Origin of the sequence: Escherichia ruysiae (assembly GCF_031323975.1) — a bacterium.
Taxonomy (GTDB): Bacteria; Pseudomonadota; Gammaproteobacteria; order Enterobacterales; family Enterobacteriaceae; genus Escherichia; species Escherichia ruysiae.
This window is the reverse complement of sequence record NZ_JAVIWS010000001.1, coordinates 4,463,187-4,478,234: the sequence shown is the minus strand read 5'-3', so window position 1 is coordinate 4,478,234 and position 15,048 is coordinate 4,463,187. Positions and strand designations below refer to the sequence as shown.

Sequence of the window (15,048 nt, the reverse complement as noted above, 5' to 3'; positions counted from 1 at the left end):
TCCTTATCCTAGAAACGAACCAGCGCGGAGCCCCAGGTGAACCCACCGCCAAAGGCTTCAAGCAGAACCAACTGCCCAGGCTTAATGCGCCCGTCGCGTACAGCTTCATCCAGCGCGCACGGGACAGAAGCGGCAGAAGTATTACCGTGGCGATCCAGCGTCACCACGACATTGTCCATCGACATGCCGAGTTTTTTCGCCGTTGCGCTGATAATACGCAGGTTAGCCTGATGCGGAACCAGCCAGTCCAGTTGAGAACGGTCAAGATTATTTGCCGCCAGCGTCTCATCAACGATGTGCGCCAACTCGGTTACTGCAACCTTGAAGACTTCGTTGCCCGCCATGGTCAGATGAATTGAATTTTCAGGATTCACACGGTCGGCATTAGGCAACGTCAGCAATTCACCATAGCTGCCATCAGCATGAAGATGCGTTGAGATAATTCCTGGCTCTTCAGAGGCAGCCAGCACTGCAGCGCCCGCGCCATCGCCAAAAATAATAATAGTCCCGCGATCTGTCGGATCGCAGGTGCGCGCCAGTACATCGGAACCGACAACCAGAGCATACTTCACCGCACCAGATTTCACGTATTGATCGGCTACGCTCAACGCGTAGGTGAAACCTGCACATGCTGCGGCAACGTCAAACGCCGGGCAACCTTTAATGCCCAACATGCTTTGAATCTGACATGCTGCGCTCGGAAAAGCGTGCGTAGCAGAAGTCGTTGCCACAACGATCAGCCCAATCTGGTCTTTATCGATGCCAGCCATCTCAATTGCGCGTGTCGCCGCTTCAAAACCCATGGTTGAAACGGTTTCGTTTGGCGCGGCAATGTGGCGTTCGCGGATGCCTGTACGAGTGACAATCCACTCGTCAGAGGTATCCACCATTTTTTCCAGATCGGCGTTTGTCCGCACTTGTTCGGGCAGATAGCTGCCAGTACCAATAATCTTCGTATACATGTACGCTCAGTCACTTTTCGGTTATATACCGTCACTTGCAAACTGCGAGTTCGCTGGCAGCGTCCTGCTACCGCAGAGATCCGCTTTTGCCACCGTCCAACAGCTCAAAACCAGCTGGGTATACAGATTCCAGGCGAGCGGCAATTCGCTGAGGAACTTGTCGCTGCACCGCCTGCACTGCCTGTTCAATCGCGACCGCAAAAGCTCGCTGATTGGCTGCACCATGACTTTTTATCACCGTGCCGCGCAATCCTAACAGACAGGCGCCGTTATACTGGTCGGGGTTGAGGTGACTGAATCGCCTCGTCAGGCTCTTTTGTAGCCAACGCTTTAATAACAGTAGCCACCACGACCGTTTTTTCCCTTCTCCCTGAGATTTCAGCAGAGAAAGGAACATCCTGACAACACCTTCCATCGTCTTTAATGTGACATTTCCTGTAAAGCCGTCACAGACCAGCACATCTGTCTTGCCAGTTAATAACTCATTGGCTTCAAGATAGCCGATATAGTTGATAGAAGGGATTGTTTTAAGCACCGCTGAGGCATCCCGAATACTGTCGAGACCCTTTACTTCTTCTTCACCAATATTGAGCAACGCCACGCGAGGATTGGGAATTCCCACCACCTCTTCAGCCAAAACTGAGCCCATAATGGCAAATTGCACCAACATTGTGCTGTCACAATCGACGTTGGCTCCTAAATCGAGAACCACCGTTTTGCCCTTTTGTTGATGCGGTAACACCGTCACCAACGCCGGGCGCTCAATCCCCTCCAGGGGCTTGAGTAATAATTTAGCCAGCCCCATCAGCGCCCCGGTATTGCCAGCACTGACACAGGCTTGCGCTCGACCTTCTTTCACCAGTTCCAGCGCCACGCGCATTGAGCTACCGCGACTGGCGCGGATAGCTTGCGAAGGCCGGGCATCACTGGCGATAACTGACTGCGCAGGAATAATCTGCAAACGAGAACGTTGTTCGAAGTCAGCTTTAGCAAGTAATGGCGTGATGGCGTCGGGATTACCGACTAAAAGAAGAGTGAGTTGCGAATTAGAGTTCAGTGCCTGCAAAGCTGCAGGCACTGTCACAGAAGGGCCAAAATCGCCCCCCATGACATCTAACGCCAGGGTTAGACGTGTCAAGGTATCGTCGCCGCCCGGTTTGGTCTTTCCCCAGTTGCCTGGGGAAAATCCTCACTAAGCTTCATCACGCAGATGCGTGATTACTTAGCGATGACCTTGCGGCCACGGTAGTAACCGTCGGCAGTGATGTGGTGACGCAGGTGTTTTTCACCAGAAGTTTTGTCTACAGACAGGCTGGTGACTGCGGTCAGCGCGTCATGGGAACGACGCATGCCACGTTTGGAACGGGTTGGTTTATTCTGTTGTACGGCCATGGACCTTACTCCTCAATTACGGTTTATCCCCGATCCAACGGGGAGCACCAATTACTTACGCTTTAAGCTGGCTAATACGGCAAATGGGTTTGGCTTTTGCGCTTCTTCAGGCAGTTCACCAAAGACCATGTCCGCTTCGGACACTTCACAGTGTTCAGAATCATGCACCGGAACTACCGGCAAGGCGAGGATGATTTCATCTTCAACCATTGCAAGCAGATCGATTTCACCGAATTCGTTAACCTCAATCGGTTCATACGCTTCCGGCAGTGCTTCAGCCTGTTCGTCTGAACGCACAGGACTAAAACAGTACGTTGTGTAGACCTGATGAGTAAACGGCTTCCCGCAACGCTGACACTCGAGCGTTACCGTCACCTTCGCATCGCCGTTTAACACTGCGAGACGTTGGTTATCGATAGCGAACGACATGGAGCATTCCACATCACTGTCCACACTGACTACGGATTCGGCGACGCGCTCAACCTGATCAGGAGTATAGATACCCTGGTAATCAAGGCGTTTTTGAGCCGTACGAACCGGATCGAGAGTCAGGGGTAATTTTACCTTTTGCATAGGGCGCGCATATTAACTTTGTAACGTCATAGAGTCAAAGAAAAAGGCAGCCTGTGGTTGCCTTTTGCCAATAATTCGCACACATTGCGGGTTACTGCTTTATTTTCGTTCAGTGCTGATAACGAACATCAACCTGCAAAACGAAGCGCATAGTTTAAAATGGCTATCATCAATACGCTATATCTGATGGAAAAAAATATGTCTAAACTTATTTTAGCCTCCACTTCGCCCTGGCGCCGCGCCCTACTTGAAAAACTACAAATCTCTTTCGAATGTGCCGCCCCGGAGGTCGACGAAACCCCGCATAGCGATGAATCACCGCGCCAGCTGGTGCTCCGGCTGGCGCAAGAAAAAGCGCAATCCTTAGCGTCACGTTATCCCTCTCATTTAATTATTGGTTCAGACCAGGTGTGTGTTCTTGATGGGGAAATCACCGGTAAACCGTTAACGGAAGAAAATGCGCGTCTGCAATTACGCAAAGCCAGCGGCAATATCGTCACCTTCTATACTGGACTGGCGTTGTTTAATTCGGCGAATGGGCATCTGCAAACAGAAGTGGAGCCTTTTGACGTCCATTTCCGTCACCTGAGCGAGGCGGAGATTGATAATTACGTGCGTAAGGAGCATCCCCTGCACTGCGCGGGTAGCTTTAAGAGTGAAGGATTTGGCATTACGCTGTTTGAGCGTTTAGAGGGGCGTGACCCTAACACGCTGGTTGGTTTACCGCTAATCGCGCTGTGTCAGATGTTACGTCGGGAAGGGAAAAACCCACTGATGGGGTAGTTGTTTGCGCCGGATGCGGTTACGTCGCATCCGGCAATCGGTTCTGGCAGCCTGATGCAGTATCAGGCCTACCGCCCATTATCAGGCTTATATGCTTGTATCAGTGCGCGTTACGCAGCTTTTGCAAACACCGCTTCAAACCTTCATCCATCGGCGCTTCGATACGCATCACCTCACCGGTCCCCGGATGGGTAAACTTCAACGCTGCGGCGTGCAGGAACAGACGATTTAATCCCGTGCCTGCTTCAGTGAGCTGTCTGTCAAATTCACGGTCACCGTAGCGATCGTCAAACGCAATCGGATGACCAGCGTATTGAGTATGCACACGGATCTGGTGCGTACGTCCGGTAACCGGACTGCAACGAACCAGCGTGGCAAACGCATAGCGTTCTTCCACTTTAAAGCGTGTTTCCGACGGTTTGCCTTCCTGACTGACACGCACGATACGTTCACCGCTTTGCAGAATATTCTTCAGCAGCGGAGCCTGGACACTCTTCACGTGTGACTGCCACTGACCGCGCACCAGCGCCAGATAATCTTTTTGCATCCCTTTTTCACGTAATTGCTCATGCAGAGAACGTAACGCCGAACGTTTTTTCGCTACCAGCAATACACCTGAAGTGTCCCGGTCGAGTCGATGCACCAGTTCAAGGAATCGCGCTTCCGGGCGCAACGCCCTCAGCCCTTCAATAACGCCGAAACTTAAACCACTGCCGCCATGCACCGCCGTACCTGAGGGTTTATTCAGCACCAGGATATGATCATCTTCATATAAGATGACGTCCGCCAGCGCCGCCACTTTTTGCAGATGCGGCGAAACGGCCTCTTCTTCCCGTTCAGCAACGCGAACCGGCGGAATACGCACTTCATCACCGGCTTCGAGTTTATATTCAGGCTTAATACGTTTTTTGTTCACCCGCACTTCGCCTTTACGCAAAATACGGTAAATCATACTTTTTGGTACGCCTTTCAATTGGGTGCGCAAAAAGTTGTCGATACGTTGCCCCGCTTCATCAGCGGTAATAGCAACGATTTTTACGGATGGAGTCTCTGTTTTCATGGTGGGCGATTCTAAATAGCCAACAGGATTCGCGCCACTCATTTTTCTATGCTTATATTTAGTTCTGCACCTTATTACTTCCCAGTGCAATCACTTAATTGATGGTTATTAAACCAATCGCCAGTAAGAAGTGAAAAAACTGTGAGTAAGTGGGTGATAAATGGTAAAAGTCATCTTGCTATAACAAGGCTTGCAGTGGAATAATGAGAACGTTTCCGTGTCCAACCTTGTTAAAACAAGAAATTTTACGGAATACCCCATTTTGCCCGACCGATCATCAACGCAGCAATGGCGTAAGACGTATTGATCTTTCAGGCAGTTAGCGGGCTGCGGGTTGCAGTCCTTACCGGTAGATGGAAATATTTCTGGAGAGTAATACCCAGTCTGTTTCTCTGATAATTGCGCTGTTTTTCCGCATGAAAAACGGGCAACCGACACTCTGCGCCTCTTTGAGCTGACGATAACCGTGAGGTTGGCGACGCGACTAGACACGAGGCCATCGGTTCACACCCGGAAAGGCGTTACTTTGCCCGCAGCTTAGTCGTCAATGTAAGAATAATGAGTAAGTTACGATGAAAAGAATGTTAATCAACGCAACTCAGCAGGAAGAGTTGCGCGTTGCCCTTGTAGATGGGCAGCGTCTGTATGATCTGGATATCGAAAGTCCAGGGCATGAACAGAAAAAGGCGAACATCTACAAAGGTAAAATCACCCGCATTGAACCGAGTCTGGAAGCTGCTTTTGTTGATTACGGCGCTGAACGTCACGGTTTCCTCCCACTAAAAGAAATTGCCCGCGAATATTTCCCTGCTAACTACAGTGCTCATGGCCGTCCTAACATTAAAGATGTGTTGCGCGAAGGTCAGGAAGTTATTGTTCAGATCGATAAAGAAGAGCGCGGCAACAAAGGCGCGGCATTAACCACTTTTATCAGTCTGGCGGGTAGCTATCTGGTTCTGATGCCGAACAACCCGCGCGCGGGTGGCATTTCTCGCCGTATCGAAGGCGACGACCGTACCGAATTAAAAGAAGCACTGGCGAGCCTTGAACTGCCGGAAGGCATGGGGCTTATCGTGCGCACCGCTGGCGTCGGCAAATCTGCTGAGGCGCTGCAATGGGATTTAAGCTTCCGCCTGAAACACTGGGAAGCCATCAAAAAAGCCGCTGAAAGCCGCCCTGCTCCGTTCCTGATCCATCAGGAGAGCAATGTTATCGTTCGTGCATTCCGCGATTACTTACGCCAGGACATCGGCGAAATCCTTATCGATAATCCGAAAGTACTCGAACTGGCGCGTCAGCATATCGCCGCGTTGGGTCGCCCGGATTTCAGCAGCAAAATCAAACTGTACACGGGTGAAATTCCCCTGTTCAGCCACTACCAGATCGAATCGCAGATCGAGTCCGCCTTCCAGCGTGAAGTCCGTCTGCCGTCTGGTGGCTCCATTGTTATCGACAGCACCGAAGCGTTAACCGCCATCGACATCAACTCCGCGCGTGCAACTCGCGGCGGCGATATCGAAGAAACTGCATTTAACACTAACCTGGAAGCAGCCGATGAGATTGCTCGTCAGCTACGCCTGCGTGACCTCGGCGGTCTGATTGTTATCGACTTCATCGACATGACGCCTGTACGCCATCAGCGCGCGGTGGAAAACCGTCTGCGTGAAGCGGTACGTCAGGATCGTGCGCGTATTCAAATCAGCCATATTTCTCGCTTTGGCCTGCTCGAGATGTCCCGTCAGCGCCTGAGCCCATCGCTGGGTGAATCCAGCCATCACGTCTGCCCGCGTTGCTCCGGTACTGGCACCGTGCGTGATAATGAATCCCTGTCGCTCTCTATTCTGCGTTTGATTGAAGAAGAAGCCCTGAAAGAGAACACCCAGGAAGTCCACGCCATTGTTCCTGTCCCTATTGCCTCTTACCTGCTGAACGAAAAACGTTCTGCGGTAAATGCAATTGAAACCCGTCAGGACGGCGTGCGCTGTGTGATTGTACCAAACGATCAGATGGAAACCCCGCACTACCACGTACTGCGCGTGCGTAAAGGGGAAGAGACGCCGACCTTAAGCTACATGCTGCCGAAGCTGCATGAAGAAGCAATGGCGCTGCCGTCAGAAGAAGAGTTTGCGGAGCGTAAACGTCCGGAACAACCTGCACTGGCGACTTTTGCCATGCCGGATGTGCCACCAGCTCCAGCCCCGGCAGAACCTGTAACGCCTGCGGCAGCCACAGCGCCTAAAGCCGCGCCGACAACACCTGCTGCTCCTGCACAACCAGGCCTGTTAAGCCGTCTCTTCAGCGCCCTGAAATCGCTGTTCAGCGGTGGTGAAGAAACCAAACCAACCGAGCAACCTGCACCAAAAGCAGAAACGAAACCGGAACGTCAACAGGATCGCCGTAAGCCTCGTCAGAACAATCGCCGTGACCGTAATGAACGCCGCGACACGCGTAGCGAACGTACAGAGGGTAGCGATAATCGCGAAGAAAACCGTCGTAATCGTCGCCAGTCACAGCAGCAAACTGCCGAGACGCGTGAGAGCCGTCAGCAGGCTGATGTAACAGAAAAAGCGCGTACCACCGACGAGCAGCAAACACCGCGTCGTGAGCGTAGTCGTCGCCGCAACGATGATAAACGTCAGGTACAACAAGAAGCGAAGGCACTGAATGTTGAGGAGCAATCTGTTCAGGAAACTGAACAGGAGGAGCGTGTACGTCCGGTTCAACCGCGTCGTAAACAGCGCCAGCTAAATCAAAAAGTGCGTTACGAGCAAAGCGTTGCGGAAGAAGTGGTAGCCGCTCCGGTGGTTGAAGAAACCGTCGCCGCCGAACCTGTTATGCAGGAAGCGTCTGCCCAACGTACTGAACTGGTGAAAGTACCATTGCCAGTCGTTGCACAAACTGCGCCGGAACAACAAGAAGAGAACAATGTCGATAACCGTGACAACGGCGGTATGCCGCGTCGTTCTCGTCGCTCGCCTCGCCATCTGCGCGTGAGTGGTCAGCGTCGTCGTCGCTATCGTGACGAGCGTTATCCGGTTCAGTCACCAATGCCGTTAACCGTAGCGTGTGCGTCTCCGGAACTGGCCTCTGGCAAAGTCTGGATCCGCTATCCGGTTGTACGTCCGCAAGATGTACAGGTTGAAGAGCAACGCGAACAGGAAGAAGTACAGATGCAGCCGATGGTGACAGAAGTCCCTGTCGCCGCCGCTGTCGAACCTGTCGTTGCCGCGCCGGTTATTGAAGAAGTGACCGAAACTATAGAAGCACCGGTTCCGGTTGCACAAGCGCAACCGGAAGTGGTTGAAACGACGCATCCTGAAGTGATTGCCGCAGCGGTAACTGAACAGCCACAGGTGATTGCCGAGGCTGATGTTGCTGTAGCGCAGGACGTTGCAGAACACGCGGAACCGGTAGTTGAACCGCAGGAAGAGACGGCAGATATTGAAGAAGTTGCCGAAACTGCCGAGGTTGTAGTTGCCGAACCTGAAGTTGTCGCTCAACCTGCCGCACCTGTGGTCGCTGAAGTCGCAGCAGAAGTTGAAACGGTAGCCGCTGTTGAACCTGAGATTACCGTTGAGCATAACCACGCTACCGCACCGATGACACGCGCTCCGGCACCGGAATATGTTCCGGAAGCACCGCGTCACAGTGACTGGCAGCGCCCTACTTTTGCCTTCGAAGGTAAAGGTGCCGCAGGTGGTCATACGGCAACGCATCATGCCTCTGCCGCTCCTGCACGTCCGCAACCTGTTGAGTAATCATTAGCTCAAAGTAATCAAGCCCTGGCAACCGCCGGGGCTTTTTATTTCATCTTTGAATCAACATATTCAAATTCATCAAATGGCATTCTTGCTAGCCAACTACTCAAATCAGGCAAAAAAAATGCCCGCCCCGGCGATCCCAGAGCAGGCAGACAAAACATACCCAGTTTCATGATATGTTTGAAAAAGTGCTTATTTGTTGAGCTGGAAAAGCGATAACCCCTGCATATCAGTAAACGCTTTGTACGACGCCTGCAACGCCGTTTGCTGCATGATGTAAGATGAAATAGTCGCATTCCAGTCCACATCAACCAAATCACTCATCTGCTGCGTTTGGCCCAGAGCGCGATCGCTACCTAAAGAATCCAGCGACTCCAGCTCGTTCAGCTGCGTACCTAATTCCGCGCGTACGGTGAGCACATTATTCAGCGAGTTTTTCAGGCCACGGTTGGTTTTATCTAACGCCGCAGCGGAGGTTTCTTGATCCGCTTCACTATCCGCAACCGGTGTTTTAAGCGCCGCAATGGCGCTATCCAGCATGGCAAAAAGATTGGTTTCAGAATCGCTACCGTCTGGTTCCGCTACAGCATTACTGGTAATGCTATTAAAAATTTTGTCGCCGGTATGCCCTATCACCATCGAACGCGAAGCATCGACCTGTTGCTTAATACTTTCTGTTCCGCCGACATATTTACCTTTCTCTTCGCTAAACGGCGCGGTTTCTGTTTTATAACCCGCAAAAATGTAGCGCCCGTTACCGTCAGTGGTATTCGCCAGATTCAACAACTGGTCACGGAGCCCCTGAATATCCGTTGCCAGCGATGCCCGGTCATCGTCACTCAAGGTGCCGTTGCTGGCATAGACAATTTTCTCCTGAGCATTCTGGATAGCAGTGGTCACCTGGCTAAGCACACTCTCTTCCAGTGACACTTTTTGAGTCGCGAAAGTACGCGCCAGCGTGTACTGGCTGTTTTGCGCCTGCGCTTGTGAGAGCACTACGGCTTGTGATGCAGCAATGGGATCATCTGAAGGGTTAACGACTCGCTTACCCGTCGACATCTGTTCGCCGTACTTCATCCATTCTGCCTGAGAACTGGTGATACCGCGCATGTTCTGCTGGTACATCATTTGAGTACTGAAACGCATTTTTTCTCTCCCTTAGCGAATGTTAATCAGCGCATCAAAAATGGCGTTCGCCGTCTGCAAAACCTGCGCATTCGCCAGGTAATACTGCTGAAAGCGTTGCAGGTTGCCGTACTCTTCGTCGAGGTTGACGCCGGAAATAGATTGCTGCTGATTAGAAAGTTGCGTTACCACATTACCTTGCGTGGTACTGCTGGTTTTCAACGTAGCGGTTTTATTACCGATGTCGCTGACCAACGAGGCATAGGCGTCGTTAAAGGATTTCGCCCCGCCCACCGTTTTACCGTTGCTTTGCAAATCCAGCAGCGCCTGACCATTGCGGTTGTCGCTCTCACCAGCCGTTTTATCACTCGCCATGGCGATTTCTGCTTCGTCGGTGATTAAAACGTCCATATTGACGATGGCATCGCTTACCGGTTTCAGCGTAAAGCTGTCGTTAGCGACTGGTGTGCCAGTAAACGTCAACTCCAGACCATCAAACGTGACTTTACCGTCAGCATCCGGCGTCACCGGAAAAGTGGTATTGCTGGCAAGGCGGGTGACCTGCCACTGATCGTTGCTAAAGGAGATTTTGTAATCTGTCGCCAGCACGGCAGAGCCATCGGTCACTGTGGCGCTAATCGCGCTGTTACCCTGGTTTTTAGTATTCTCCAGTACAGCCGGCTTACCGATGGCAAAGAAATCCTGCCCTTCCTTACCATTGGCATCAAATCCCTTGTTATGTTGGGTATTGAAAGCCTCGGCAAATGCCAGCGCCAGTTGCCCGAGCGTATTGCGCGTCTGGTCAAGATCCTGAGAACGGAATGTCAGAATGCCGCCCAGCGACCCGGTATTCAGCAACTTCTCCGGGATCTCAATATTGCCTGCTGTCCCATCAACATAAGCGACAGTGGTACGAGAAGGATCGGCGCTGGACGGTACTGCCGCCAGCTGGCGCGCCGTACTACCTTGTACCAGCGAGTAACCATTGGCCATCGTGATGTTATAAGTGCCGCCATCCTGAACGCTGACTTCTACACCAACAATCTGGTTTAATTCACTCACCAGTTGATCGCGTTGATCCAGGAGATTGTTGGGTGACGCCCCTGCCCCCACACCTGTCAGGCGTGAAATTTGATCGTTAAGGCTGGCGATTTGTTTAGCGAAATTGTTGATCTGGTCAACGCTGGCACCTATCGCAATATTGACCTGTTTATCCTGGTCGCGCAGATACTGATCGGTGGTTTTAAACTGATTCACCAGCCCTTCTGATTTACCAATCAGCGCCTGACGTGCTGCTGGATCTTCCGCGTTGCTGACCAGCGTTTGCAGACTGGTGAAGAAGTCCTGCATCTGTGTTGCCAGCGACGTGGTGCTGCCAGAGAGCATATTGTCGATTTTCGACATCTGCTCATAGCGGGAAGTCAGGCCGCTACTCTGGGTCTGCGCCGCACGTAACTGGTTGGTAATAAAGGCGTCGTACTCACGCTGTACGCCGGAAACGTAGACGCCATTGCCAACCCAGCCGCCTGCCCCCAGAGTGCTATTGGCCTGCGCCATAATGGTCGTTTGACGAGTATATCCGGCAACGTTATAGCTGGAAATATTATTACTCGCCGTATTTAACGCCGCCTGAGCCGCGTTAAGTCCGCTCATGGCGTTATTGATCAAGCTGGACATGGAGGTTCCTTATAAGCTTTCAATTACAGAGCATTATCGGCAGCGACCCGCCGGACTTGAGTTGTTCAGAACAGATTATCGATACTGATGTTGTAGGTCTTACTCACCTTGTCGCTTACCGATTTCATCTGTTGAATCATATTGGTGAGTTTGCGGGCATAATGAGGATCGGTAGCATAGCCCGCGTCCTGTAATGCCTGCGCGCCCTGCTCGGCGCTTGTGGCGGTCGTCACGGCAGCGTAACGCGGATTACGCGTTAACAGTCCTACATAATCCGACAATGCTTCAAGATAAGAGCTGTAGACCCGAAACTTCGCCTTCACTTTCCTCGCTTCGCCGTTTTCATATTCGGTAGTGGTAATTTCAGTCACCGCCCCTTTCCAGTTGGCAGAGGCTTTGACGCCAAACAGGTTATAGCTTGGTTCACCATTTTCACGACGAATTTGCCGTTGACCCCAGCCTGATTCCAGCGCGGCCTGGGCGAGGATCAGATGATGTGGCACACCGCTTTGCTGGCTTGCCAGTTGGGCGGGCAATGAGAGTTGGGCGAGGAATGCTTTACTGTCACCTGGCAGCGAATCATCGTAGTTACGTGGCACGGCTTTTTGCACAAGCTGCGTGAGTGTCTGATTTTGATAACGCACCACGGTTTCGAGCGGGAATTTCATCGGTGCCGTTGGCGTCGCTTCATCTGGCAGTGGTTGTTCTGGCGTCATCTGTTTTACCATCATCTCCGCCAGTCCCAGACCTTTGCCCGCCGTCATCTGTTGGGCAATCTGCTGGTCATACATACTGGTGTAGAGGCGAGTGTGCTCACTACTGAACAGGCCATCTTTCGGTAGGGCTTCACGCATACTTTTCAGCATCATCTGCACGAACATCCCTTCCACCTGGCGGGCAACCGGACGAATATTTGCCGCCGGATCTTCGCCCGCTTTCGCTTTCAGATCGTTAAGCGATTGCGCATCCCAGGCGGCACTTGCCAGTAGTTTGCTGTCGCTAATCATCAGATGATTTCCAGTTTTGCCCGCAGACATCCCGCGCTTTGCATTGATTGCAGTATGGACATCAGATCCATCGGCGTAGCGCCCAGCGCATTGAGCGCGCGCACCACGTTATTGAGGCTGGCACTAGAACGTACGCTTTGCAGCGAACCGCCGCTCTGGCGTAAGTCGATCTGGGTTTGTGGCGTGACAACGGTCTGCCCGCCACCAAACGGTGTGTCTGGTTGGCTCACGTTAACCTGACGATTTACCGTAACCGAGAGATTCCCCTGTGCTACCGCGCAACTGTCCAGCGTCACTTCACGGTTCATCACCACTGAACCAGTACGCGAGTTAATAATCACTTTGGCGTCCTGCGGGGTGACATTAACCTGCATATTCTGGATATCAGCAAGGAAACGCACCTGGGAACTGTTGCCACTCGGCACGCGTACCTGAATAGTCCGCGCATCTAACGCCGTCGCGTTACCGTATCCACGTGTGCGGTTGATGGTATCGGCAATTTCCTGCGCCATGGTGAAATCTTCCTCATTTAGCTGCAAATTGAGGGTATTGCCAGCGCCAAACTGGCTGGGCAATTCGCGCTCAATAATCGCACCATTAGTGATCCGTCCGCCGTTCAGTTGGTTAACCTGGACACTGCTGCCTCCCGCCGATGCGCCCGCACCGCCAACCAGAATGTTGCCCTGCGCCAGCGCATACACCTGGCTATCAACGCCCTTAAGCGGTGTCATCAACAACGTGCCGCCACGCAGACTTTTGGCGTTCCCCATAGAAGAAACCACCACGTCGATGGTTTGCCCCTGGCGACCAAATGGCGGAAGCGACGCCGTCACCATTACCGCAGCCACGTTTTTGAGTTGCATATTGGTGCCAGTCGGAACGGTAATTCCCAACTGCGAGAGCATGTTATTAAGCGTTTGAGTGGTAAACGGCGTCTGGGTCGTCTGGTCGCCTGTACCATCCAGGCCAACGACCAGCCCATAACCGATCAGCGAGTTTTGCCGTACGCCCTGAACGCTGGTGAGATCGCGAATACGGTCGGCCTGCGCCACCGTCGCAACCAGCAAAAGAATGAACGCAGAGAGAAATTTAATCACTACAGCCTCACTTACATTGGCGACAGGTTAAGGAAGAAACGCTGTAACCAGCCCATATTTTGCGCTTCGTTAATGTAACCGTTACCCACGTACTCAATACGTGCATCCGCCACCTGAGTAGACGGTACGGTATTGCTGCCACTGATGGTGCGTGGATTGACCACGCCGGAGAAGCGAATAAATTCAGTGCCCTGATTAATGGCGATCTGTTTTTCACCCACCACATGCAGGTTACCGTTGACCAGCACCTGATCGACCGTCACTGTTAATGTGCCGCTAAAGGTATTGCTGGCATTAGCACCGCCTTTACCGTTGAAACTATTGCCACCAGAGGCATCGACATCGGCGCGGGCGTTACCAAACAGCCCCTGCAAATAGCGCGGCACAGTATCAAAGCCAAAATTAGTTTTACCGTCACGGCTGGCATTCGCAGAGGAACTCTTGCTGGCGCTGACGTTCTCCTGCAACACAATGGTCAGCGTGTCACCAATATTGCGCGGTCGGCGATCTTCAAACAGCGGTTGATAGCCATAGTTAATCGGCTGGGCAGACTGAAAAATTGAACCGTTGGCAACGGGCGTCGGGCCGGGAACCGGCTGTGCACTGGTCGCCCCCTGCACCAGCGGCGTGGAGGGTATCCAGGCACAGCCGGATAGTGAAAGCACCAACAAGCTGGAAATGGCGTAAGTATGCACAGCGTTTTTTTGCATGGCTATCATCTTCAAAATCAGTAAACCGGTGAGAGTCCCCACCGGTATGCCTTAGAGTTGCGTCAGTTTTTGCAGCATTTGATCGGTAGTGGATACCGCTTTACTGTTGATTTCGTAGGCGCGCTGTACCTGGATCATGTTGACCAGTTCTTCCGCCACGTTGACGTTAGATGTTTCAACATACCCTTGATACAACAGTCCTGCACCGTTCAGGCCCGGCGTGCTTTCATTCGGTGCACCGGAGGATTGCGTTTCGGTGTAGAGGTTTTCACCAATACTCTCCAGCCCGGTGTCGTTCATAAAGGTAGTGAGATTGAGTTGTCCAACCTGAACCGGCGCCGCCTGACCTTGCTGGGTAACGCTTACCACGCCATCACGACCAATGGTGATACTTAACGCATTCGCCGGAATGGTGATTGCTGGCTGCACCTGAAAGCCACCGGCCGTCACCAGTTGCCCGTTCTGATCCACCTGGAAAGAGCCGTCACGGGTATAGGCTGATGAGCCATCCGGTAACATGACCTGGAAAAAACCCTGCCCTTTGATGGCAACATCTTTGCTGTTATTGGTTTGCGACAGATTGCCCTGACTGTGTAAACGTTCAGTGGCGACCGGACGCACACCGGTGCCAATTTGCAACCCGGATGGCAAGGTGGTTTGTTCGGAAGACTGTGCGCCAGGCTGGCGAATGGTTTGATAAAGCAGATCTTCAAACACCGCCCGCTGGCGCTTAAAACCGTTGGTGCTGACGTTTGCCAGGTTGTTGGCAATAACGTCCATATTGGTTTGCTGGGCGTCGAGACCCGTTTTGGCGATCCATAATGAACTGATCATAAAATATCCTTTGGTGGATTGCTGACAAGCAGAGCAAAAGCACGCGGCGGTGCGAATTTCCCCTCAC

General features: G+C 52.3%; 13 protein-coding genes. 2 read left to right on the top strand and 11 right to left on the bottom strand.

Features of this window, described 5'->3' with window-relative positions:
- Positions 1 to 8: 8 nt before the first annotated feature.
- The 4 genes from fabH to yceD all read right to left on the bottom strand — a co-directional run bounded on the left by fabH (position 9) and on the right by yceD (position 2,927).
- Positions 9 to 962 (bottom strand): beta-ketoacyl-ACP synthase III, encoded by a 954-nt coding sequence (fabH, locus tag RGV86_RS21375; RefSeq protein WP_000288127.1) that lies wholly within the window; start codon positions 960 to 962, stop codon positions 9 to 11.
- A gap of 67 nt (positions 963 to 1,029) precedes the next feature.
- Entirely contained in the window at positions 1,030 to 2,100 is a 1,071-nt protein-coding gene (gene plsX / locus RGV86_RS21370; protein WP_085460621.1) for a phosphate acyltransferase PlsX, read from the bottom strand.
- An 80-nt stretch (positions 2,101 to 2,180) separates the two neighbouring features.
- On the bottom strand, positions 2,181 to 2,354 hold the full coding sequence (gene rpmF, locus RGV86_RS21365; RefSeq protein ID WP_000290727.1) for a 50S ribosomal protein L32: 174 nt from the start codon (positions 2,352 to 2,354) through the stop codon (positions 2,181 to 2,183).
- A 51-nt stretch (positions 2,355 to 2,405) separates the two neighbouring features.
- Complete coding sequence (gene yceD, locus RGV86_RS21360) at positions 2,406 to 2,927, bottom strand: 23S rRNA accumulation protein YceD (RefSeq protein WP_001174481.1); 522 nt, start codon at positions 2,925 to 2,927, stop codon at positions 2,406 to 2,408.
- A 198-nt stretch (positions 2,928 to 3,125) separates the two neighbouring features.
- Here yceD and yceF point away from each other — a divergent pair, with 198 nt between their 5' ends.
- Positions 3,126 to 3,710, top strand: a complete 585-nt coding sequence (gene yceF / locus RGV86_RS21355; protein ID WP_010345602.1) for a 7-methyl-GTP pyrophosphatase — start codon at positions 3,126 to 3,128, stop codon at positions 3,708 to 3,710.
- A 100-nt stretch (positions 3,711 to 3,810) separates the two neighbouring features.
- On the opposite strand, the gene rluC is transcribed toward yceF, so the two are convergent.
- Positions 3,811 to 4,770, bottom strand: a complete 960-nt coding sequence (gene rluC, locus RGV86_RS21350) for a 23S rRNA pseudouridine(955/2504/2580) synthase RluC (protein WP_065226606.1) — start codon at positions 4,768 to 4,770, stop codon at positions 3,811 to 3,813.
- 572 nt (positions 4,771 to 5,342) lie between these two features.
- Between rluC and rne the strand changes: the two genes are divergently transcribed.
- The gene (rne, locus tag RGV86_RS21345) at positions 5,343 to 8,528 is read left to right on the top strand and encodes a ribonuclease E (RefSeq protein ID WP_085460620.1); all 3,186 of its coding nucleotides are present in this window, start codon (positions 5,343 to 5,345) and stop codon (positions 8,526 to 8,528) included.
- 195 nt (positions 8,529 to 8,723) lie between these two features.
- On the opposite strand, the gene flgL is transcribed toward rne, so the two are convergent.
- The 6 genes from flgL to flgG all read right to left on the bottom strand — a co-directional run bounded on the left by flgL (position 8,724) and on the right by flgG (position 14,981).
- Positions 8,724 to 9,677 (bottom strand): flagellar hook-associated protein FlgL, encoded by a 954-nt coding sequence (gene flgL / locus RGV86_RS21340; protein ID WP_001212795.1) that lies wholly within the window; start codon positions 9,675 to 9,677, stop codon positions 8,724 to 8,726.
- Between the two features lie 12 nt (positions 9,678 to 9,689).
- Entirely contained in the window at positions 9,690 to 11,333 is a 1,644-nt protein-coding gene (gene flgK, locus RGV86_RS21335) for a flagellar hook-associated protein FlgK (RefSeq protein ID WP_085460619.1), read from the bottom strand.
- Positions 11,334 to 11,398: 65 nt separating this feature from the next.
- A complete protein-coding gene (gene flgJ / locus RGV86_RS21330; protein ID WP_085460618.1) occupies positions 11,399 to 12,340 on the bottom strand; it encodes a flagellar assembly peptidoglycan hydrolase FlgJ in 942 nt (313 codons plus the stop codon).
- A complete protein-coding gene (gene flgI / locus RGV86_RS21325; RefSeq protein ID WP_032225429.1) occupies positions 12,340 to 13,437 on the bottom strand; it encodes a flagellar basal body P-ring protein FlgI in 1,098 nt (365 codons plus the stop codon). Before flgI ends, flgJ begins: the two co-directional genes overlap by 1 nt.
- Before the next feature lie 11 nt (positions 13,438 to 13,448).
- Positions 13,449 to 14,147 carry a flagellar basal body L-ring protein FlgH gene (flgH, locus tag RGV86_RS21320; RefSeq protein ID WP_010345611.1) on the bottom strand — a complete coding sequence of 233 codons (699 nt, stop codon included), beginning with the start codon at positions 14,145 to 14,147 and terminating at the stop codon, positions 13,449 to 13,451.
- A 51-nt stretch (positions 14,148 to 14,198) separates the two neighbouring features.
- Positions 14,199 to 14,981 (bottom strand): flagellar basal-body rod protein FlgG, encoded by a 783-nt coding sequence (gene flgG, locus RGV86_RS21315; protein ID WP_000625837.1) that lies wholly within the window; start codon positions 14,979 to 14,981, stop codon positions 14,199 to 14,201.
- Positions 14,982 to 15,048: the final 67 nt, after the last annotated feature.